The sequence below is a fragment of the Bradyrhizobium sp. AUGA SZCCT0160 genome, from assembly GCF_018130105.1.
In the GTDB taxonomy this organism is placed as follows: domain Bacteria; phylum Pseudomonadota; class Alphaproteobacteria; order Rhizobiales; family Xanthobacteraceae; genus Bradyrhizobium.
This window is the reverse complement of sequence record NZ_JAFCMD010000022.1, coordinates 24,508-44,845: the sequence shown is the minus strand read 5'-3', so window position 1 is coordinate 44,845 and position 20,338 is coordinate 24,508. Positions and strand designations below refer to the sequence as shown.

Here is a 20,338-nt window from a genome sequence, read left to right as displayed (position 1 = left end):
TCCAACCTAGAACTGGAAATATATGAACGCTGTGTCGGGACCGGCTTCGATTAGCATCAGAGCTGCCATCGCGCCATACACATAGGGATCGAGGTTACCCCGTAGCACAACGAGCCTCTCCGAGGTAATAAAATGCTGTATGAGAACTGGCAGCGCATAGATCAGCACCAGACTTCGGTAAATGCGCGCAGGATTGGGCACGGACTGATCAATAAACATACCAGAAATATAATCCATCGCATGCTCGAAATTCGGGAGCTTGAAAAAAACCCACAGGAAGGAGACGCATAAAAAAACAACAAGCATGCGAGCCGCAACGATCACGCGACGCAGAGCGGCAATCGCTGCAAGTTTTTCTATCAAGGGCAGGAACGGACGCTCGATCACCAGAAGGAGGCCGTGCATTAGCCCCCATGCCAGGTAGCTCAATCCGGCGCCGTGCCAAAGACCACCCAGGCCCATCACGATCATTAGATTGAGGTACATCCGCCCTTTACCATCGCGGTTGCCGCCTAACGGGATGTAGAGGTAGGTGCGGAGCCAGGTTGACAGCGAAATGTGCCAGCGCGTCCAGAATTCAGCAAACGACTGCGAGATATAGGGCAAGTTGAAATTTATTGGCAGACGGTAGCCGAACAGCAGCCCCAGCCCGATCGCGATAGCAGAATACCCGAAGAAGTCGGCATAGATTTGATAGCTATAGAGGAACAGGCAGAGCCAACGGTCGCTGCTTCGAAGCGCATGGTATAGAGGATAATCCATGTTGGTCGTAAGCGTGTTGAGGTTGTTCGCGACAAACATTTTGAAGAAGTAGCCGGTGACAATCCATCTGGCCGCCTCGACGAACGGCACTTCGTTGATAAATTTCGGTTGGATCTGCGGCAGAAAGTTTTCCGCTCGCGTGATAGGCCCGGAGACGAGCTGCGGGAAGAATATGATGTAAAGAAACACCTCCCATTGGGAGGGGGCTGGGCCGGCGCGTTTCGTCATGTCCACCAGCAAGCTGATGTTGTGGAAGACGAAGAACGAAATGCCTATTGGGAGCGGAAGTTTCAGCAAGAGGTCGATCGCGCCAACATCCGAGAGTGCCGGTGAGGAGGGGTCGACGAACAGCAATTTGTATTTGAAAAAGGCGAGTAACGCGAGATTGAATGCAATGCCGGCCGGCAGCCACAACTTGCGTCGAACCATGGCCTTCAAGAGAAAGAAGTAAGTCCCGAAGACCGCTATCGCGAGCAGCGCCAGCAATTCCGGTTGCCCGAATCCGTAGAAAAACAGGCTAGCAAGAACCAGGATGTAGACCTGATATGGGCGAACGAGTGGCCAGTAATAAAGGGCAAATACCCCAGACACGAACACCGCAAATTGCCACGACGTGAAAGTCAACGAGTTAGCCTCCAGGCAGGGGGAGTGGTTGGAAAAATCCCATCTGCCGATCTCGCATCCCAGACGCAGCGCCTGTTCAGCGGAGCACCAAGCCAGACATAAATCGCGAAAACAACCCCATGCAAAGTAGAATGGGCCTCGAAGCACTCGTGCGTTGCGTCCGGAGGCACGCGAAGAAAATGGTCCATGGACATGGCCCAATCCAATCTCTTCCCACGCTCGCTGTCGTGGCGCCCGGCTCATCGGCAAAGAGCGGAGCAGAGGCGGCCTCCAGCTGAGTCACTGTCCACGGCGAACCGGAAGGCCTTGCCGACCTTCGCATCCTCAAGCGCTTCACGTTGATCGGCCTGCCTCGCTTCTGACCGCCCTTCATTTTGTTCCAAGCGTGCACGGCACGCCGTGCGGCAAGGCGTGGCACCCAAAGGGGCTTGACGCCTGCAGTCTGGTCATCCTACTGGTCTTACCAAGGTAATATCAAAAATGATCGGCGGGAATGGAACTCAAGCGAGCGGCCGAGGGTGAAAGGGGTTTCCAGAAGGTCTTTGCCTTCCTGCGCGACCGGTTGATCGCCGGTTCGCTCAAGCCGGGCGACCGTCTGGTCTCCGAACGCGAGCTCGCGACGCAGCTCGGCGTTAGCCGGCCGCTGGTGCGGGAAGCCCTGCGCGCCCTGACCATGCTTGGCATCGTCGAAATCCGTGATCGCATCGGCACCGTGGTGACGCGTCCGGACGTTTCCGTGCTCAACGACTTCTTCACCTTCGCGCTGGCCCAGCAGGCCGACATGGTGGACGACGTGATGCAGGCGCGCATCGCGATCGAATGTCAGGCCGTTCGGCTGGCCTGCGAGCGCGCCAGCATCGCCGATTTCGAGCATCTGCAGCGTGCGCTGGCGAAAATTTCGGAAACCATCGACGAGGCCGATGCGGGCGGCATGGCCGACTTCGAGTTTCACCAGTCGATCGTGCTGGCGTCCCATTCGGAGACGCTCGCCGTCCTGCACAATTCGATGGCCGGCCTGTTGACGCACTCGCACCGCAGCCGGCGCGAGCTCGTGCAGGCCTTCCCGTCGATGAAGACGTACTTGATCGACGATCACAAGCGCATCTTCGACGCGATCGTCGCACGCGATCCCGAGCGGGCGGATACGACGCTGCGCCGACATTTTGCGATCGGCGATGAATACCGACGGCGAGCCGTCGTCGGTCAGAAAGACAGCCGGCAGATATCACGCTGACTGCTATCGACGAGAACAACGAGACGAAGAGAGAAGCGATGGGACGGGACGGCAAGGGAAGCGTTGGCTTCATCGGCATCGGTACGATGGGCCGGGAAATGGTCCGCAACCTGCTCAAGGCCGGGCACGTCGTCAGGGCTTTCGACGTTGCCGAGGCCGCAATTGCCGACGTGGTTTCGCAAGGAGCCGTGGGCGCCAACAACCCTGCGGATGCCGGGCGGGGCTGCGACATCGTCGTCACCATGCTGCCTGACACGCCGCATGTCGAAGCGGTGATCTACGGCGAGGACGGCCTTTTGAAATCGCCGCCTGCGGGCAAGCTGATCGTGGACATGAGCACGATCTCGCCGGTCGCGGTCCGCCGCATCCATGCGGATCTGCAACGCGCGGGCGTCAGTTTCATCGATGCCCCCGTGTCCGGCGGCCCTCTCGGCGCCAAGAACGGCGCGCTGTCGATCATGGCTGGCGGCGAAGCGGAAGCCTTCGGTAGGGCTGAACCGTTCTTCAGGGCCATGGGCACCACCATCACCCATGTCGGCGCTGCCGGCGCCGGACAAACCGTCAAACTCTGCAATCAGCTGATCTGCGGCATCAACATCCAGGCGATCTGCGAAGCGCTCGCGTTGGGTCGCGCCTCCGGCGTCGATCTGGATTTGCTTCGCCGCGTTCTGCTGGGCGGCTCGGCCGCATCGTGGATGCTGGACAAGCTCGGTCCGGCGATGATCGCAGGCGACGTCGGCGCCGGCTTTCGGATCGACCTGATGCTCAAGGATCTCAGGCTGGTGCAAGAGCATGCACAGGCGCTGAACGTGCCGCTGCCTGGAACCGCACTCGTCACCAGCCAATATGTCGACGCGCGGGCGCACGGTGAGGGCGCGAACGGCAATCAGGCCCTGTTCCGTGTCTACGACCGCATGACCAATCAAAGCACTGGATGATCCTGTTGCAATGAACATCGAACTCGACTTTCCCGCAGTGCTGGAACGGTGGCCGAACTTCCTCGGAGGCGCCATTCTGACGCTCGAGCTCGCGTTCCTGGCGACGGTTTCGGGCGCCCTTCTCGGTACACTTGCGGCCGTGGGCCGCGGAGCCCATAGCCGGCTGATTACGCGTATCTGCAAAGTCTATGTGGAAGCGATCCGCAATACGCCGCTGCTGGTCCAGATATTCCTGGTCTATTTCGGACTTGCCAGCATCGGACTGAAACTGTCCGCCTTCACCGTTGCGGTGGTTGCCCTGACGATCAATGTCGGAGCCTATACGGCCGAGATCATGCGGGCAGGTTTCGAAGCGATCCCGCGCGGGCAGATCGAGGCGGCGGAAGGACTCGCGCTCTCGCGCTTCCAGATCTATTGGCACATCATCCTGCTGCCCGCAGTCGAAAAGGTTTATCCGGCGCTCACCAGCCAGTTCGTCCTGCTGATGCTTGCCTCGTCGGTCTGCTCGCAGATCTCCGCCGAGGAATTGACGGCCGTGGCCAACTACGTCCAGTCGGATACCTACCGGGCGTTCGAGACCTACATCATCGTCGCCGTGCTCTACATTCTGCTGTCGCTGGTCATGCGCGCGGGATTCTGGGGCCTCGGCCTCGTCCTGTTTCCGCGCCGGCGGCGGCTCGGCACGGCGTTGTGAGGTAGCGCATGGGCGGACATCTCAACGCCAACCACCTGCTTTTCCTCGGCCATGGCGCGCTATGGACGGTCGGGCTTTCCCTGATCGCTCTCATTGGCGGCGGTATCGTCGGCTTCGTGATCGCACTCGCGCGCATTTCTCCGCTCAAATCCGTGCGACTTCTCAGCGCCGCCTATGTGCAACTGGTTCAGGGCACGCCGCTCCTCGTCATCCTGTTCCTCGGCTATTTTGGACTGGCAGCGATTGGCCTCAAGATGTCGCCGCTAGCCGCCGCCAGCGCTTCGCTTACCCTCTATGTCGCCGCCTATCTCGGCGAGATCTGGCGCGGCTCGATCCAGTCGGTGCCAAAGCCGCAATGGGAAGCGGCGGAAGGCCTGGCGCTGAGCCGGACCCAGCGCATGATAAAGGTGATCCTGCCGCAGGCGATGCGCATCGCGACGCCGCCCACCGTCGGCTTCATGGTGCAGATCATCAAGAACACCTCGCTCGCCTCGGTGGTCGGTTTCGTCGAACTGATGCGCTCGGGACAGATCGTCAACAACTCGCTGTTCGAGCCATTCATCGTCTACGCCATCATCGCCGCCGTCTATTTCGCCATGTGCTACCCGCTGTCCCTGTTCAGCCAGAAGCTGGAGCGGCGGATGGGACGTGGCAGTGCCAACAACCTCAGTCTGGCCTGACATGCAGCAAACCGCATCTTCCACTCCCATCGTATCTCTCCGCGACGTGCAGAAGAGCTTCGGCTCGCTGAAGGTGCTCGATGGCGTGAGCTTTACCGTCGAGCGCGGCGAGGTCCTTGCCATCATTGGCAGGTCGGGTTCCGGCAAGAGCACGGCGCTGCGCTGCATCGACCGGTTCGAGAAGGTCGACGGGGGCGAGATCACTGTCTGCGGACGCAGGGTCGATCTTCCAGACGTCGATCTGCGGGCGCTGCGACAGGATGTCGGTATCGTATTCCAGAGCTACAACCTGTTTCCGCACCTCACGATCGAGCAGAACATCACGCTGGCGCCGTGCTCGGTGAAGCGAATGGATCTGTCCGAGGCAAAGGCGCTGGCGCACAAGGTGCTGGCGCAGGTCGGTCTCGAAGAGAAGATTCACGCCTATCCGGAACAGCTATCCGGTGGCCAGCAGCAACGCGCCGCCATCGCGCGTTCGCTCGCCATGCAGCCCAAGGTCATGCTGTTCGACGAGGTGACCTCGGCGCTCGATCCGGAATTGACAGGCGAAGTCCTGAAGGTGATCGAACAGCTCGCCGCCGATGGCATGACCATGGTGATGGTCACGCATGAAATGGGATTTGCAAGGAGCATCGCCGATCGGATCGTCTTCATGCATCGTGGCAAGGTTCACGAAACCGGGCCTGCCTCGATCCTGACGGCACCGACGACGCCGGAACTCGTCCAGTTTGTGGGGACGGGCAATCTAAAATCATAACAGGAGAGGAAAAAGCCAATGATGATCGGAAACCGGAAGATCTGGAGCAGCGCCGTCGCTGCCTGTTGTCTCGTCGTGCTGGCTGACCGGCCGGCGCAGGCCGACCTGCTCGATGACATCACGCAGGCCAAGAAGATCCGTATCTCGACGGACCTTGCAATTCCGCCGTCCGGCATGATGGACAGCAGCATGAAGCCGACCGGCTCCGATGTCGAGGTTGCCCAGTTGCTGGCCAAGGATTGGGGCCTTGAGCTGGAGTTCATCCAGACCACCGGCGCGACGCGGATCCCGAATGTGCAGACCGGCAAGGCCGATATCATCATATCCACCCTGTCGGTCACGCCCGAGCGGGCCAAGGTGATCGATTTCACGAAGAAATACGCAACGCTGCAATCGGATATCGGCTGCCTGAAGTCGCTGAACGTCAAGGACTGGCCGGACCTGAAGGACAAGACCGTGGGCGTCTCGCGCGGCACCACGCAGGATACGATGCTGTCGAACATGAAGGACAAGGAACTGAAGATCGCGCGCTATGACGACGATGCCACCGGCGTGACGGCGGCGGTCTCGGGTCAGGTCGATTGCGTCGGCTCGTCGGCCACGATCATCAACCAGATCGGCATCAAGAACCCGGCGCGCGTTTTCGAATCCAAGATCCCGCTCGCCAGCTTCGAACTCGCCATCGGGCTGAAGAAGGGTGAGACGCGCCTGCTGGAGAAGCTCAACGCGTGGGTCACCGAAAACGTCAAGAACGGCAAGCTCAACGCCATCTACAAGAAATTCCACGGGGTCGAGCTGCCGCCCGACATGCGTGGTTGAACGAAGCACAACCGTGACAGCCGGGTGCGGCTGTCACGGTCCCAAAAACAACGAAATGGAAATCACATGCGCCTTGTCATAGGATCCGACCACGCCGGCTGGCCGCTCAAGCAAGCCGTCATCGACCATATCCGCAGCCTCGGCCACGAGGTCGTCGATGTCGGCTCCTATGACGAGAAGCCGGTGGATTTTCCCGATATCGCGCGGGCCGTGGCGAAAAAGGTCACGTCTGGCGAAGTCGCGCGCGGCATCATGGTTTGTGGCACCGGTGTCGGTGCCTCGATTGCGGCCAACAAAATGAAGGGCATCCGCGCCGCGGTATGTCACGACGTCCATTCGGCCCATCAGAGCGTCGAGCATGATGATGTGAATGTCATGTGCATTGGTGCGCAGATCGTCGGGCCGTGGCTCGCCAACGATCTCATCTCCTCGTTTCTCGCCGCCGAGTTTTCGACGGACGAAGATTTCCGGCGCCGCGTCCAGAAGCTTCACGAAATGGATGCGGAAGGCTGACGTCTTTGCTTGGGAGCGGGCGATGATCCTCGTGTTCGGTTCGCTCAATGTCGATCTGGTCGCCAGGGTGCCGGTCATTCCCGGCCCCGGCCGGACGGTGCTCGCCCCATCCTATCAAACCCACTTCGGCGGAAAGGGTGCCAACCAGGCGGTCGCCGCCGCACGGATCGCCGGCCCGGGAAAGGTCCGCATGGCGGGCCGGCTGGGGCGGGACGTATTTGGCGACGAGTCGCTCAAGAATCTCGCCGGCAACGGCATCGACACCGGCCAGATCGTCAGGGTCGATGCGCCGACCGGCTGTGCATTCATCACCGTCGATTCGAGCGGGGAAAACGCGATTACGGTGGCGAGCGGCGCTAACAGTACAGCCTGCGCGGCCGATGTCGCGGAGACGCTCTTTAACGCCGACACCGTTCTGGTGCTACAGATGGAGGTGCCGTACGCCGAGTCCCTTCACCTTGCGCGCAAGGCCAGGTCAGCCGGTGGCAAGGTTATCTGGAACCTGGCGCCGGTCCCGGATCAGATGACAGGCGCGATGATCCGCGATCTGCTCGAATCTGCGGACTACCTCATCGTAAACGAGCACGAGGCGCTCGACCTTGCTGCCGCGCTCGACGCAGGCGTGACGGATTTCGAGACCGCCTGCAGCTGGCTCGCCAGATCGGGCGGATTGACTTGCGTGGTGACGGCCGGAGCACAGGGGGCACTGGCCTGCACTGCCGACGATACCCGGTACCGCGCGCCGTCCCCGAGTATCAGACCGGTCGACACCACGGGCGCCGGCGATACGTTTGTCGGCGCCTTTGCTTCGATGATCGGCGAAAAATCGTCGCTCAAAAAGGCGTTGGAAGTGGGGTGCGAGGCCGCGGCCTTGAGTTGCCTGAAGCCCGGCGCGCAGAGTGGCATGCCGCTGAGAGACGCTTTACGCGAGGTGCCACCGAGGCAGGCCAGCGACAGTCCCGAACATAGCACCTGCACTCAGATGCGTGGATGACGCCGGCATTTTCAAAGAGGGCTGACAATCCACTTCCGGCAGGCGAGCCCCCTATGGGGCGGGACCGAGATGGTCTCGCGTATTGAACGGCCGGCATCCCTGTCGGACAATGACGCTGCGTCCTGCAGGCGTAGCGCAGCGGCCCGAACCGGAGAAAATGTCATGTCAGGGACGACCATCCAACCGGCCACCATGAAGGGGCCCGCGATTTTTCTGGCGCAGTTCATCGGCGATGATCCGCCGTTTGACAGCTTCGATGCCATCTGCGGCTGGGCGGCAGGGCTTGGTTACAAGGGCGTTCAGGTCCCGACCTCCGATCCACGCCTGATCGACCTCGACAAGGCCGCCACCTCTCAGGCCTATTGCGATGAAATTGCCGGCGTGGCCGCGAGCCATGGTCTGGTGATCACCGAATTGTCCACCCATTTGCAGGGACAGCTGGTCGCGGTTCATCCGGCCTACAACGAAGCCTTCGACGCTTTTGCACCGCCGGCCGTCAGGGGCAGGCCGAACGAACGTCAGATCTGGGCAACAGATCAACTGATGAAGGCCGCGCAGGCGTCCCGCCGCCTCGGCCTCACCGGCAGCGTGAGCTTCACCGGCGCGCTGGCCTGGCCGTTCCTTTATCCCTGGCCGCAGCGGCCGCCGGGCCTGATCGAGGCGGCGTTCGACGAACTCGCGCGTTGTTGGCGTCCGATTCTTGATGCGTATGAGGAAGCTGGCGTCGACCTTTGCTACGAGATCCATCCAGGCGAGGACGTCTGCGACGGCATCACCTTCGAGATGTTCTACGAGCGCACCGGCAATCACCCGCGTTGCGCGATCAACTACGATCCGTCGCACTTCGTCCTGCAGCAACTGGACTATCTGGCCTTCATCGATATTTACGCCGGGCGCATTCGCGCCTTCCACGTCAAGGACGCGGAGTTCAATCCGACGGGGCGGCAGGGCGTCTATTCGGGCTTCCAGTCCTGGATCAATCGCGCCGGCCGCTTTCGCTCGCTCGGCGACGGACAGGTCGATTTCAAGGCGATCTTCTCGCGGCTGGCTGCCATCGGATTCGACCGCTGGGCGGTGCTGGAGTGGGAATGCTGCCTGAAGAACGCGGAGGACGGCGCGCGCGAAGGCGCTACCTTTATCCGCGATCACATTATCCGCGTCACCGATCGAGCCTTCGACGATTTTGCGGGCGGCGCCAGCGACGAGGCACAGATCCGGCGGACACTGGGGCTCATCTGAGCGCCGGAGTAGATCGACGGGAGCGCGCGACATGGCTGAACCACGCATTCGACTTGGAATGGTAGGCGGCGGGGAAGGCGCCTTCATCGGCGCCGTCCACCGTATCGCCGCGCGCCTGGACGATCGCTACGAACTCATCGCCGGCGCGCTTTCGGCCTCGCCCGACAGAGCGATGCGATCGGCGGCGGCGATCGGCCTTCCATCCGATCGATCCTATCCGGACTTCCGGACCATGGCGCAGGCCGAGGCCGCGCGAACCGACGGCATCGAAGCGGTTGCGATCGTCACCCCAAACCATATGCACGCCCCGGTCGCCGACGCCTTCCTGGATGCGGGCATTCACATCATCTGCGACAAACCGTTGACGACAACCCTTGAGGAGGCGCGCCGCTTGCGCGACAAGGCGCGCGCGAGCGGACTGATATTCGCCGTCACCTATAATTATTCCGGCTATCCGCTGGTCCGGCATGCACGCGCCATGGTTCAGGGCGACGAACTCGGCGCGATCCGGATCGTGCAGGTCGAATACCCGCAGGATTGGCTGGCCGATCCGCTTGAGGCCACCGGCCAGAAGCAGGCCGACTGGCGTACCGATCCGGCGCGCGCGGGCGCCGGCGGCTGCGTCGGCGACATCGGTACCCATGCCTACCAGCTGGCGCACTTTGTTACCGGCATGATGCCTGAGCAGATCTTGGCCGAGACGACCATCTTCGTGCCGGGCCGCCGTGTCGATGACAATGTGCAAATTCTGCTGCGCTACAAGAGCGGGGCGCGGGGCGCCTTGTGGGCGAGCCAGGCTGCACCCGGAAACGAAAACGGGCTGCGGTTACGGATCTTCGGCGAGAAGGGCGGTCTTGACTGGCGGCAGGAAGAGCCGAACCTTCTCGTTTGGTCGCCGCTTGGTGAGGCGACGCGCCTGGTACGCCGCGGCGCAAGGTCTGTGAATGCCGCCGGTCAGCGTGTCAGTCGTACGCCACCCGGCCATCCCGAAGGATATCTGGAAGCGTTCGCGACGATCTATACCGAAGTGGCCGCAGCTATTGTAGCCGGGCGTACCGCTTCCCTTGCTGATCCCCGAGTGACCTTTCCAACGATCGAGGATGGCTTTGCCGGTGTCGCGATGGTGGACGCCGTGTTGCGCTCGAGCGCCGCCGGAGGGGTCTGGATGTCAATTGAATTGTGAACGCACCGACGCGCCGACATGGCTGTTGCGTGGTGCGTTGGCCTTCCGCAGCGCGGTGAGAAGGAATTGGGTAATCAACACGTACCTATCCGGCTCGTCTCAATTCGCTCAGCGGATGAGTAATAGATGTGATCGGGCAGGGAAGCGCTCGCAGCCGGCGAGATGCTGCGCTGCCCGCGCATGACAGCGTCCGCGAAAATGAGACGCTTGGATATTGGCGGCTCGGGCTTTGATCGGCAGCTTTCCTGAAGGCGCCCGCAAGGGGCGCGTCAGGAGACGCTCATGAGGAAGGTCCGGCGTGGTTGCCGGATTCTCTTCCGCGTCAGAGGGAGGACAACAATGCGCAAGTCTTTGCTTGGCGCCGTCGCGGTGGCTGCCCTTATGCTGCCCGGCGCAGCTCTCGCCCAGAGCGGCACCATCAAGATCGGCATTCTGGTGGCGCTGGAAGGCGCCTTCGCGACCGGTGGCCAGGATGGCGTCCGAAATGTCGAACTGGCTCTCAAACAGGTCAACAACACCATTGCCGGCAAGAAGATTGAAACCGTCGTCGCTCCGACGGATACCAAACCCGACACAACGGTCCGTATGGCTCGCAAGCTTATTGAGCAGGACAAGGTCGACTTCATCATCGGCCCGCTTTCCGGCTCGGAAGGCATCGCCATGCGCGACTTCGCCAAGACCATCCCCGACAAGGTGGTGATCAACGGCATTTCCGGCGCGCTCGAGACGACATGGGTCGATCCGGCGGCGAATTTCTACCGCTTCAACCTCGACGGCTCGCAATGGGGCTACGGCCTCGGCGGCTACGTCGTGAAGACGAAGGGCTGGAAGAAGGTTGCAACGATCGCAGCCGATTACTCGTTCGGCTATACGAACTTCATGGGTTTTGCGGTGGATTTCTGCAAGTCGGGCGGCGACATCGTCCAGCGGTTCTGGCAGCCGCTCGGCCAATCGGATTTCGGCGGGATCATCGCGCAGCTGCCGGACAATGTAGATGCGATCTACCTGGGCCTGGGCGGCACGGATGCGATCAACTTCCTCAATCAATACCAGCAGGCCGGTGAAAAAACCCGCCTGATCGGCGGCACCATCATGGCCGACCAGACCGTTCTGACGGCGAAAGGTAAAGCGAAAGACGTGCTGAAGGGCACGCCGACCTCCGGACCCTTCGCCGCCGACAATACCGACCCGGCATGGACCTCGTATGTGAAGCTCTATCAGGACAGCTTCCCCGCCAACCAGCGCCTCCCGTCGCCTTCGCTGTTCGGTCTCGGCTACTACGTCGCCACGCAGGCCGCCATCAAAGGGCTCGAAGCGGCCGGGGGCGATCTGTCCAACGGGCAGGCAAAGTTCAAGGAAGCGCTCAACAAGCTTCAGCTCGACAGCCCGATCGGCAAGATCACGCTGAACGAAAACCGGCAGGCGACCGGAACGGTCTTCGTCAACGAAGTGGTCGATGGACCGGACGGCAACTTGACCAGCAAGATGGTGGCCAAGACCGAAAACGTGAACCAGACGCTCGGCATGACGACGGCTCAGTTCAAGGCCCTGGGGCTGCCGGCGCGCGATGCGGTCGACTGCGCCAAGCTGCGCGCGGGCGGCTGAGCGCGCCTGCCGCTGATGTCATCTTCGGTGGCCGGTGCTCTCAGCCGGCCATCGCTTCCTTCGGAAATTCCGCCATTGCAGACTTCATGCGGCGGAAACGCCGGGAGCGTCTCCGATGACTCTCATCGACTATCTCACACGCACCCATTTCGCTGAGGCCGCGATCGAGGATGCGCTTCCCGAGGAGGTGGGGCCGCTCGCTCGGGCGCTGGTGCTCGTTGACAGCGAGCCGGGAAGCGCGGCCGTTTGCTCGCGCGTGCAGGAGTCGCTCGGCCAGACGGCGATCAGCCTGGCGCGGACCGATCGTGCCAGCCCTCATGGAGAAGCAACCGTCAGGATTCTGAGCGCCATGAGTGACATCCGGACGGACACGCTGATCGCCGTGGGTGGATCTGCGGCCGTCGGGCAGGCGCGGCTCGCTGCGGAGCATGCATTGCGGCGCGGCGAACGCCTCATGCTGATCGCGGTTCCTGCCGGCCTTTGCGATTTCGGATTAGCGCGGCGGGTGCGCCTGGGGCAGGGCCAGCCGGTCACCTGCCCGCGCCCCGACCGGGTCATCGCCGATCCGACGGTGCTTGAGGGAGCGTCCTCACGCCGCCTCGCCGCCGCGGCCATGGAGGTGCTGGTCCATGCCATCGAAGCCTACGCCAGCCCCGTCTACCATCCGCCGGCAGACGCGCTGGCGCTGGAGGCCACAAAGCGGCTCACGCGGTGGCTACCCGTGGCGCTTGCTTCGCCCAGTCACCGGGAAGCGCAGCGCGAATTGATGGCCGCGGCATTGACGGCGGGGCTCGCGCTGGAAAAAGCGGTCGGCGGGGTCGATGCGCTTGCGCATCCGATCAAGGCTGAACTTGGACCCGGCGTCCTGCAAGGCGACCTCCATGTGCCATTGATGGCGGCCATGGCCGACTTCAACACCGAAGCCGTGGGCGATCGATACGCCGCCATGGCCGAAACCTTCACCAGAACAACGCCAGAGCCGCACTTGAGCACCGCCATCGGAGCGTTCGCCCGCGCCATCGGCCTGCCGACCTCCTTGCGGGAGATGGGGATCAATCCGGCCCAGTTCGACCGTTTTGCGGAAATGGCCGCGAACGACCCCGGCGCCCTTGCCAATCCCCGACGGCTGACTCCAGGCGACTGCCGCCGCATTCTCGAGGCCGCCTGGTGAGCACGAACGAGCAGCACCCGGCGCGGGGCAAACGGCCTGGACCGGTGGCGGCCGGGGCAATTTGCCTGTTGTCACAACGCGATCTCCTTATACATTCTTCCATAACCGCGCACAAAGATGGGCGGGGAGGAAACCGATGAGTATTGCTCACGCGGTCGCACATGGTGCGTTCGGGCGCGCTTGCCTCTATGAGCTGGATCGGCCGATGGTGCCGCATGCCCATCGCGAGGGGCACCTGATCTTTCACGTCAGCGGACCGGTCGCCAGCGTGGTTGTCGATGGCAAGGCCTTGCCGCTCACGCCCTCCAGCGCAACGGCAATCAGCCCATGGCAACCGCATTATTTCGCGCCGGTTGACCGCCGGGAATCAACGCTGACGCTCGTTCTCTACATCCGCCCGGGCTGGTTTGTTGAGGCGAGCCACACGGCCTTTGAAATCCTGCGCTTCGGCCGCTCTACCGTCGAAATGAGCGACCACATCACCCGGCTTGTCCTGGAAACCGCACGGCTTCTCGCCGACCATGGCGGCTGCGACGGCTCTTTCGAAGACCGGCTCAGTGCGCTCACCCAGGCGGCCTTCGATCAGACCTGGCAGTGGACGAGCGCGACTGACAGGCCGGCTGCCCATTGCTCGGGACTGCGGGATTTCCGCCTGAGGCGCGCGATCAGCCTGCTGAGCGAGAGGCTTGGCGAGCCCGTCGACCTTGCAGAGATTTCGCGGAACGCCGGGCTTTCGCGCCCGCATTTCTTCAAGCTGTTTCGCGAGCAGATGGGTCTGCCCCCGACGATCTTCCTCAACGCCCTGCGCATGGAGCGCGCGATCGATCGATTGGCCGGAGGCACGGAAACGGTTTCTGAAATCGGGCTCGATCTCGGCTTTGCGACCCCGGCGAGCTTCTCGCGGTTCTTCATCGCCAATGGCGTCGTGCCGCCGAGCGCCTACCGGCGCAGCGTTGCGGGCCTCACACACTGAAAAAGAGGTGCATCACTCCAAAGAAGAGACGTTCGGGCTAGAGAACAGACGTTCGGGAAAAGACAGGCCGGCAACTTCGATCTAGCCTTCAATCCAACGGTGGCGAAGTTCGCCACGGGAAGCTGTTGGGCCGTTCTGAGATGGACAATTACATCAAGCGCTATCCGCTCTGGAGCCTGATCTTTTTCCTCTTGGCCGCAGCGTTCCTGTGTCTTGTGCTGGCCCCCTGGCCACCCGAACTGGTGGCGGTTTGGGGCCGCAAGCAAATTTTCCTGAATGCCCTTTTGGGCGGCATCACGCTTGGCGCGCTCTATTTCCTCGTGGCTGCCGGCTTCACGCTGATCTTCGGCCTGATGCGCGTCGTCAATCTGGCGCATGGGTCGTTGTTCCTGATCGGTGGATATGTTGGCTACGAGGTCGCGACCGCCTCGGGTTCGTGGCTGCTGGCATTTCCGATTGTGTTCATCGTCGTGGGGCTGATCGGGCTCTTGATGCAGTTCTTCATCTTCTCGAAAATGGAAGGCGAGGAGCTCCGCCAGACGCTGGTCAGCATCGGGCTTTCGATCGTGTTTGCCGACCTCATGCTGTGGTGGTGGGGTGGGCAATCCTATTCCATTCTCGCTCCGCAATTCCTGCAGGGGCCGATGGAATTGCCCCTCGTGAGCAACATCAACGACGCGACCGGCGTGGTCACGTGGCTGCGCTACCCGTCCGTGCGTGTCTGGATCCTGGCCGCGGCAATCGGGATCGGGATCGCGATGTGGCTGGTTTTGAACCGCACCGCGCTCGGCATGCTGATCCGTGCGGGCGTGGACGACCGTGAGATGCTGGCCGCCTCCGGCGTGCGCATCCACTTGGTGTTTCTGGCGGTGTTCGGCTTCGGCGCCGGGCTTGCCGGTATTGCGGGGATCATCGGTGCCACGTTCCAGTCGCTGTCGCCTGGGGAGGATACGCGTTTCCTGCTGGCGAGCCTCGTGGTGGTGATCGTCGGAGGCATGGGGTCGATCGTCGGCGCGGCTTTGGGCGCGCTGATCATCGGGGTGGCCGAGCAGATGGGGTTTGTCTACGCGCCGACCTATTCGATCGTTCTCACCTTCCTCATCATGGCGGCGGTGCTGGCGTTTCGGCCGCAGGGCCTTCTGGGAACGAGGCGATAGGCCATGTCGGTTGCCGATCAAGCCCCTCGCTTCGCCAGCCCCGTCGACCAGCGGATGTGGTCCGAGCGCATTCCCGCCCCCTGGTGGATCCTCGGGTTGATCCTGCTGTTGCTACCGATCGTGGCCAACAATTTCTGGCTGTTCCAGATCATGGGCTGGACTTTCATTCTGGGCATGATCGGGCTCAGCCTGATGTTCCTCGCCGGCTATGGCGGAATGGTGAGCCTGCTGCAAATGTCGATTGCGGGGTTGGCCGGCTACATGGTCGCCATCCTCGGGCCGTCCGGCGCGGCCAATGTCAGTCTCGGCCTCTCCTGGTGGATCGTGCTCCCGGCCGCCTTCCTGATCGCGGCGCTTTTCGCGACGATGTGCGGCGCGCTCGCCGTTCGCACGGATGGCATCTACACGATCATGATCACGCTCGCGATCGCGGCGGCCTTTTTCTATTTCACACGACAGAACTACTCCATCTTCAACGGCTATTCCGGGTTCAACCTCGTGTTGCCGCCGAAGCTCTTCGGCGTGAACTGGCGCGATCCCCTGCCTTTCTACTACCTCTCCCTTGCCTGCGCCGCGCTTTGCTACGGCGCAGTGGTCTATCTGGCGCGCTCCCCCTTCGGGCTCGCTCTTCAGGGCGTGCGCGACAACCCGCGCCGCATGGCGGCACTGGGTTTCAACGTCACCGCCCATCGCGTGGCAGCCTACGCGCTGGCGAGCGTTTTCGCCTCCACGGGCGGGATTCTTCTGGTCTGGCAGAATGCGCAGATCGCGCCGGGTACGATCGGCATTTCCTCCGCGATCGATGTGCTCGTGGTCGCTGTCGTCGGCGGGATGCGCCGTCCGCTCGGACCGTTTATCGGCGCTTTCATCTACGTGTTGCTGCAGGTGTTCTCGACCGACATTCTCGGCTTTTTCGGGTTCTCGGCGGATCGCTTCAAGCTGATCATCGGGATCGGCTTCCTGGCGATCGTGCTGTTCTCGCCGGATGGCGTGCTCGGCCTATGGGATCGCTGGCGCGCGAGGATGGCGGCGCGCAAGGCCGCGACGACGGGAGGCGGGGCATGAACGCGCCCGTTGTGTCTTCCCGGATGAACGTGCCCGGGGCCGGCAATGCCAGCTCCGGCAATGCGCTGGAACTGCGCGGCATCACCAAGATGTTCGGCGCACTGGCCGCAATCTCGGACGTCACGCTTTCGGTGAAACCGGGCGAAAGGCGGGCCGTTCTCGGATCGAATGGCGCGGGCAAAACCACGCTGTTCAACTGCATCACCGGGGATTTTCTGCCCACAGCGGGCCTGGTCCGGTTTTTTGGCGAGGATGTGACGGTCTTCCCGCCTCATGAGCGCATCCGCCGGGGCCTGCGCCGCACCTACCAGATCTCCTCGCTCTTCACCGGGCTGAGCGTGATGGACAACGTCTATCTGGCCTGCTGCGGCGTTTCGCGAAACCGTTTCTCGTTGGTCCGGCCTCGGCCCGACGATGCCCTCGTGCAGGCCGCGGAAATACTGGTCGAAGCCGTGCACCTGACTGCCGATAAGGACCGCCTGGTCGGCGAACTGGCCTATGGCCAGCAGCGCCAGCTCGAAGTTGCCCTGGCGCTATCAGGCGCGCCGCGCTTTGTGCTGTTCGACGAGCCTGCGGCAGGGCTGTCGCCGACCGAGCGCGCCGAACTGGTGACGATTTTGACCTCGCTGCCGGCGCATATCGGCTTCATCATTATCGAACACGACATGGATGTCGCGCTGCGTGTCGCCGACAGCGTGACGATGATGCACAACGGCCGGATCTTCAAGGAAGGCCGGTCCGACGAGATCGAATCCGATCCGGAAGTTCAGGAGCTTTATCTCGGAGGCGGTCATGCCCATCACTGACCGCCGTCAGCAGCTACGCGGCACGCTGCCGGCGCTCCAGGTCAGCGGGCTGAACCTGTATTACGGCCGCTCGCACGCGCTGCAGGGCGTCGATCTGACCTTGCAGGATAGTGTGCTCAGCCTGGTCGGCCGCAACGGCATGGGCAAGACCTCGCTGTGCAAGGCGATCATGGGCCTGGTGCCGGTGTCGAGCGGCTCGATCAGCGCGTTCGGTGAGGAACTGGTCGGCCGTTCCACCACCGACATCGCCCGGCTCGGGATCGGCTATGTGCCGCAGGGCCGGCGACTGTGGCGGTCGCTGAGTGTCGACGAGCACTTGCGGCTGGCGCAGCGCGGGCCGCGCGGCGGCTGGACGCGGGAGCGGGTCTACGACACCTTTCCGCGGCTTGGTGAACGCAAGAACAACGCCGGCTCACAGCTCTCCGGCGGCGAGCAGCAGATGCTGGCGATTTCGCGGGCGCTCCTGCTCAATCCGCGGCTCCTGATCATGGACGAGCCGACCGAAGGCCTCGCGCCTGTCATCGTCGCGCAGGTCGAGGACATGCTGGTGCGGCTGAGCGAGGAAGGCGACGTCGCTATCCTCGTCATCGAACAGAACATCGGCGTGGCGACCGAGATCTCCGAAACGGTCGCGATCATGGTCAACGGCCGGGTCAACCGCGTCATCGAGGCGGCGCGGCTGGCAGCCGATCGGGACCTGCAGCAGCGCCTGCTCGGCGTTGGTCGCCATGGCCACGAGGAGATCGAACCGCCGCCTGCTTCTGCGAGCGAGCCCGGCGGCCGCCGGACCGCAGCGGCGCCAGCTCGCAACGATGCGCCGATCCGGGTCTATTTGTCGAACCCGGTGCTGCCGACCCGCTGGAGCGCCGATGTTGCGGCCGCGCGGATCGAGGCGTCCGCGCACACCCTGACGCGCATGCCCGTCGTCGCCGCGACCGCCGCGTCCGACCGCAAGGTTGGGCGCAGCATAGGTGGTCTCAACGAACCGTTCGTCGCGGTAGCCGGTACGCTCGATACCAAGGGCGAGGAGCTGCGCTTCATCGCCGACATCATCAAGGCGGCGGGCCTGCCGGTGAAGCTGGTCGACCTGTCGACCACGGGCCGGATCTCCGGCGCGGATGTGCCGCCGCTGGAAATCGCACTGCATCACCCGCGCGGTTCCGCCGGGGTGTTCAATGCCGACCGCGGCGCCGCCGTGGCGGCGATGGCGGAGGCTTTCGAGACCTGGGTGAAGGGCAAGTCCGGCCGCGACGGCGTCAGGCTGCTCGGCTTGATTTCCGCCGGCGGCTCCGGCGCCACGGCGCTCGCGACGCCGGCGATGCGGGCGCTGCCGGTCGGCGTGCCGAAGCTGATGATCTCCACCGTCGCCTCCGGCAACACGCGGGCCTATGTCGGTCCCTCCGATATCACGATGATGTATTCCGTCACCGACGTTCAGGGACTGAATGCAATTTCGCGGCAAGTGCTGGCGAACGGCGCGCAGGCGATGGCCGGGATGGCGAGGGCGCGGCTGGAGGCGAGCAAGGCGCCGCCGCCGCGCCGCCACGCTGGCGGCGAGCGGCCGCTGGTCGGCCTCACGATGTTCGGCGTCACCACGCCTTGCGTGCAGCAGGTGACGAAACTGATCGGCGACGATTACGAATGCCTGGTGTTCCACGCCACCGGCATCGGCGGCCAGTCGATGGAGAAGCTGATCGACGGCGGCATGGTGCCGGCGGTGATCGACGTCTCGACCACCGAAATCGCCGACCTGTTGTTCGGCGGCGTGTTTCCCGCGACCGAGGACCGGTTCGGCGCCATCATCCGCACCCGGATTCCCTATGTCGGTTCGGTCGGTGCGCTCGACATGGTCAATTTCGGCGCGCCCGACAGCGTCCCCGAGCGCTATCGGACGCGGTTGCTTCATCAGCACAATCCGCAGGTCACCCTGATGCGGACAACGCCCGCGGAGAATGCCGCAATGGGCCGCTGGATCGGCGAACGGCTCAATCTGATGGAAGGCCCGGTGCGCTTCCTGCTGCCGGAGGGCGGAGTTTCGGCGCTCGACGAGGCGGGTAAGCCGTTCTTCGACACCGCGGCGCGCGAGGCGCTGTTCGGCGCGCTGGAGGCGAGCGTGCGGCAGACGGCGTCGCGCCAACTCGTTCGCGTTCCGCATCATATCAACAGCGCGGCGTTTGCGGCCGCGCTTGTGCAGCATTTTCGCGCGCTGCAAGGCGCGCGGCCGCGCGCACGTGCGGCGGGCCGGTAGGGAATCACAGCATGGCAGCGATCGATCGGCAGGCTCTTCTCACCAGGTTCCGCGACATGATCGCGCGCGGCGAGCCCATCGTCGGCGGCGGCGCCGGCACCGGGCTATCAGCCAAATGCGAGGAAGCCGGCGGCATCGACCTGATCGTGATCTACAATTCCGGCCGCTTCCGGATGGCCGGGCGTGGTTCGCTGTCCGGCCTGATGCCGTATGGCGACGCCAATGCGATCGTGATGGAGATGGCCGCCGAGGTGCTGCCGGTCGTGAAGAAGACCCCGGTGCTGGCCGGCGTCTGCGCCACCGATCCATTCCGCAGCATGGACCGTTTTCTCGACGAGGTGAAAGCTGCGGGCTTTTCCGGCGTACAGAATTTTCCGACGGTCGGGCTGATCGACGGCAGCTTCCGTATCGGGCTGGAGGAAACCGGCATGTCCTACGCGCTCGAGGTCGAGATGATCGCGCTGGCCGGAGCCAAGGGCCTGTTGACGACGCCCTATGTGTTCTCGGCCGACGATGCCGCGGCGATGGCGGGCGCGGGGGCTGACATCATTGTCTGCCATTTCGGGTTGACCGCCGGCGGCGGGATCGGCGCGCGGACCGCACTGAAGCTCGAGGATGTTCCGGCCATGCTGGACGCCTGGGCGGCGGCGGCGCTCGCGGTGAAACCTGATGCGATCATTCTCGTGCATGGCGGTCCGGTGGCAGAACCTGCGGACGCTGAATTCGTCATCAAGACCTCGCGGCATTGCCACGGCTTCTACGGCGCTTCCTCGATGGAGCGGCTGCCGGTCGAAGTCGCGATCCGCGAGCAGACCCGAAAGTTCAAGGCCATCAGCCGCAGCTGAACGGACCATGCGACAGCACTTTGTGAAGGGA

The 20,338-nt window shown here is 63.2% G+C and carries 19 protein-coding genes; 18 read left to right on the top strand and 1 reads right to left on the bottom strand.

What is annotated here, in order from left to right; genetic code table 11:
* Positions 1 to 6: 6 nt before the first annotated feature.
* Positions 7 to 1,386 carry an MBOAT family protein gene (locus JQ558_RS28720; RefSeq protein ID WP_212295899.1) on the bottom strand — a complete coding sequence of 460 codons (1,380 nt, stop codon included), beginning with the start codon at positions 1,384 to 1,386 and terminating at the stop codon, positions 7 to 9.
* Positions 1,387 to 1,879: 493 nt separating this feature from the next.
* Between JQ558_RS28720 and JQ558_RS28715 the strand changes: the two genes are divergently transcribed.
* The 18 genes from JQ558_RS28715 to JQ558_RS28630 all read left to right on the top strand — a co-directional run bounded on the left by JQ558_RS28715 (position 1,880) and on the right by JQ558_RS28630 (position 20,307).
* On the top strand, positions 1,880 to 2,620 hold the full coding sequence (locus tag JQ558_RS28715; protein WP_212204219.1) for a FadR/GntR family transcriptional regulator: 741 nt from the start codon (positions 1,880 to 1,882) through the stop codon (positions 2,618 to 2,620).
* A gap of 38 nt (positions 2,621 to 2,658) precedes the next feature.
* Positions 2,659 to 3,558 carry an NAD(P)-dependent oxidoreductase gene (locus JQ558_RS28710; RefSeq protein ID WP_212295898.1) on the top strand — a complete coding sequence of 300 codons (900 nt, stop codon included), beginning with the start codon at positions 2,659 to 2,661 and terminating at the stop codon, positions 3,556 to 3,558.
* A gap of 10 nt (positions 3,559 to 3,568) precedes the next feature.
* Positions 3,569 to 4,252 carry an amino acid ABC transporter permease gene (locus tag JQ558_RS28705; protein ID WP_212204221.1) on the top strand — a complete coding sequence of 228 codons (684 nt, stop codon included), beginning with the start codon at positions 3,569 to 3,571 and terminating at the stop codon, positions 4,250 to 4,252.
* A gap of 8 nt (positions 4,253 to 4,260) precedes the next feature.
* Positions 4,261 to 4,932, top strand: coding sequence for an amino acid ABC transporter permease (locus tag JQ558_RS28700; protein ID WP_212204222.1), 672 nt, complete (start codon positions 4,261 to 4,263; stop codon positions 4,930 to 4,932).
* A gap of 1 nt (position 4,933) precedes the next feature.
* Positions 4,934 to 5,689, top strand: coding sequence for an amino acid ABC transporter ATP-binding protein (locus tag JQ558_RS28695; protein WP_212204944.1), 756 nt, complete (start codon positions 4,934 to 4,936; stop codon positions 5,687 to 5,689).
* An 18-nt stretch (positions 5,690 to 5,707) separates the two neighbouring features.
* Positions 5,708 to 6,508: a transporter substrate-binding domain-containing protein gene (locus JQ558_RS28690; RefSeq protein ID WP_249127817.1), complete on the top strand. Its 801-nt coding sequence runs from the start codon at positions 5,708 to 5,710 to the stop codon at positions 6,506 to 6,508.
* Between the two features lie 66 nt (positions 6,509 to 6,574).
* A complete protein-coding gene (gene rpiB / locus JQ558_RS28685; RefSeq protein WP_212204225.1) occupies positions 6,575 to 7,021 on the top strand; it encodes a ribose 5-phosphate isomerase B in 447 nt (148 codons plus the stop codon).
* A 22-nt stretch (positions 7,022 to 7,043) separates the two neighbouring features.
* Entirely contained in the window at positions 7,044 to 8,015 is a 972-nt protein-coding gene (locus JQ558_RS28680; protein WP_212295897.1) for a ribokinase, read from the top strand.
* A 162-nt stretch (positions 8,016 to 8,177) separates the two neighbouring features.
* Positions 8,178 to 9,254 (top strand): sugar phosphate isomerase/epimerase, encoded by a 1,077-nt coding sequence (locus JQ558_RS28675; protein ID WP_249142684.1) that lies wholly within the window; start codon positions 8,178 to 8,180, stop codon positions 9,252 to 9,254.
* Between the two features lie 31 nt (positions 9,255 to 9,285).
* Entirely contained in the window at positions 9,286 to 10,437 is a 1,152-nt protein-coding gene (locus JQ558_RS28670) for a Gfo/Idh/MocA family protein (RefSeq protein ID WP_212295896.1), read from the top strand.
* 339 nt (positions 10,438 to 10,776) lie between these two features.
* Entirely contained in the window at positions 10,777 to 12,042 is a 1,266-nt protein-coding gene (locus JQ558_RS28665) for an ABC transporter substrate-binding protein (protein ID WP_212204231.1), read from the top strand.
* A gap of 115 nt (positions 12,043 to 12,157) precedes the next feature.
* On the top strand, positions 12,158 to 13,213 hold the full coding sequence (locus JQ558_RS28660; protein WP_212204234.1) for an iron-containing alcohol dehydrogenase: 1,056 nt from the start codon (positions 12,158 to 12,160) through the stop codon (positions 13,211 to 13,213).
* Positions 13,214 to 13,349: 136 nt separating this feature from the next.
* Positions 13,350 to 14,186, top strand: coding sequence for a helix-turn-helix domain-containing protein (locus JQ558_RS28655; RefSeq protein WP_212295895.1), 837 nt, complete (start codon positions 13,350 to 13,352; stop codon positions 14,184 to 14,186).
* Between the two features lie 140 nt (positions 14,187 to 14,326).
* The gene (locus JQ558_RS28650; RefSeq protein ID WP_212295894.1) at positions 14,327 to 15,343 is read left to right on the top strand and encodes a branched-chain amino acid ABC transporter permease; all 1,017 of its coding nucleotides are present in this window, start codon (positions 14,327 to 14,329) and stop codon (positions 15,341 to 15,343) included.
* A gap of 3 nt (positions 15,344 to 15,346) precedes the next feature.
* A complete protein-coding gene (locus JQ558_RS28645) occupies positions 15,347 to 16,408 on the top strand; it encodes a branched-chain amino acid ABC transporter permease (protein WP_212204244.1) in 1,062 nt (353 codons plus the stop codon).
* A gap of 23 nt (positions 16,409 to 16,431) precedes the next feature.
* On the top strand, positions 16,432 to 17,214 hold the full coding sequence (locus JQ558_RS28640; protein ID WP_212204950.1) for an ABC transporter ATP-binding protein: 783 nt from the start codon (positions 16,432 to 16,434) through the stop codon (positions 17,212 to 17,214).
* Positions 17,201 to 19,462 carry an ABC transporter permease gene (locus tag JQ558_RS28635; RefSeq protein ID WP_212295893.1) on the top strand — a complete coding sequence of 754 codons (2,262 nt, stop codon included), beginning with the start codon at positions 17,201 to 17,203 and terminating at the stop codon, positions 19,460 to 19,462. Before JQ558_RS28640 ends, JQ558_RS28635 begins: the two co-directional genes overlap by 14 nt.
* Positions 19,463 to 19,473: 11 nt before the next feature.
* Positions 19,474 to 20,307: a phosphoenolpyruvate hydrolase family protein gene (locus JQ558_RS28630; protein WP_212295892.1), complete on the top strand. Its 834-nt coding sequence runs from the start codon at positions 19,474 to 19,476 to the stop codon at positions 20,305 to 20,307.
* The last annotated feature ends 31 nt before the right edge of the window (positions 20,308 to 20,338 follow it).

Excerpts from the sequence above, each read along its gene's own strand:
- JQ558_RS28715 (WP_212204219.1), top strand. The coding sequence starts at position 1,880 with ATGGAACTCAAGCGAGCGGCCGAGGGTGAAAGGGGTTTCCAGAAGGTC.
- JQ558_RS28710 (WP_212295898.1), top strand. The coding sequence starts at position 2,659 with ATGGGACGGGACGGCAAGGGAAGCGTTGGCTTCATCGGCATCGGTACG.
- JQ558_RS28705 (WP_212204221.1), top strand. The coding sequence starts at position 3,569 with ATGAACATCGAACTCGACTTTCCCGCAGTGCTGGAACGGTGGCCGAAC.
- JQ558_RS28700 (WP_212204222.1), top strand. The coding sequence starts at position 4,261 with ATGGGCGGACATCTCAACGCCAACCACCTGCTTTTCCTCGGCCATGGC.
- JQ558_RS28695 (WP_212204944.1), top strand. The coding sequence starts at position 4,934 with ATGCAGCAAACCGCATCTTCCACTCCCATCGTATCTCTCCGCGACGTG.
- JQ558_RS28690 (WP_249127817.1), top strand. The coding sequence starts at position 5,708 with ATGATGATCGGAAACCGGAAGATCTGGAGCAGCGCCGTCGCTGCCTGT.
- rpiB (WP_212204225.1), top strand. The coding sequence starts at position 6,575 with ATGCGCCTTGTCATAGGATCCGACCACGCCGGCTGGCCGCTCAAGCAA.
- JQ558_RS28680 (WP_212295897.1), top strand. The coding sequence starts at position 7,044 with ATGATCCTCGTGTTCGGTTCGCTCAATGTCGATCTGGTCGCCAGGGTG.
- JQ558_RS28675 (WP_249142684.1), top strand. The coding sequence starts at position 8,178 with ATGTCAGGGACGACCATCCAACCGGCCACCATGAAGGGGCCCGCGATT.
- JQ558_RS28670 (WP_212295896.1), top strand. The coding sequence starts at position 9,286 with ATGGCTGAACCACGCATTCGACTTGGAATGGTAGGCGGCGGGGAAGGC.
- JQ558_RS28665 (WP_212204231.1), top strand. The coding sequence starts at position 10,777 with ATGCGCAAGTCTTTGCTTGGCGCCGTCGCGGTGGCTGCCCTTATGCTG.
- JQ558_RS28660 (WP_212204234.1), top strand. The coding sequence starts at position 12,158 with ATGACTCTCATCGACTATCTCACACGCACCCATTTCGCTGAGGCCGCG.
- JQ558_RS28655 (WP_212295895.1), top strand. The coding sequence starts at position 13,350 with ATGAGTATTGCTCACGCGGTCGCACATGGTGCGTTCGGGCGCGCTTGC.
- JQ558_RS28650 (WP_212295894.1), top strand. The coding sequence starts at position 14,327 with ATGGACAATTACATCAAGCGCTATCCGCTCTGGAGCCTGATCTTTTTC.
- JQ558_RS28645 (WP_212204244.1), top strand. The coding sequence starts at position 15,347 with ATGTCGGTTGCCGATCAAGCCCCTCGCTTCGCCAGCCCCGTCGACCAG.
- JQ558_RS28640 (WP_212204950.1), top strand. The coding sequence starts at position 16,432 with ATGAACGTGCCCGGGGCCGGCAATGCCAGCTCCGGCAATGCGCTGGAA.
- JQ558_RS28635 (WP_212295893.1), top strand. The coding sequence starts at position 17,201 with ATGCCCATCACTGACCGCCGTCAGCAGCTACGCGGCACGCTGCCGGCG.
- JQ558_RS28630 (WP_212295892.1), top strand. The coding sequence starts at position 19,474 with ATGGCAGCGATCGATCGGCAGGCTCTTCTCACCAGGTTCCGCGACATG.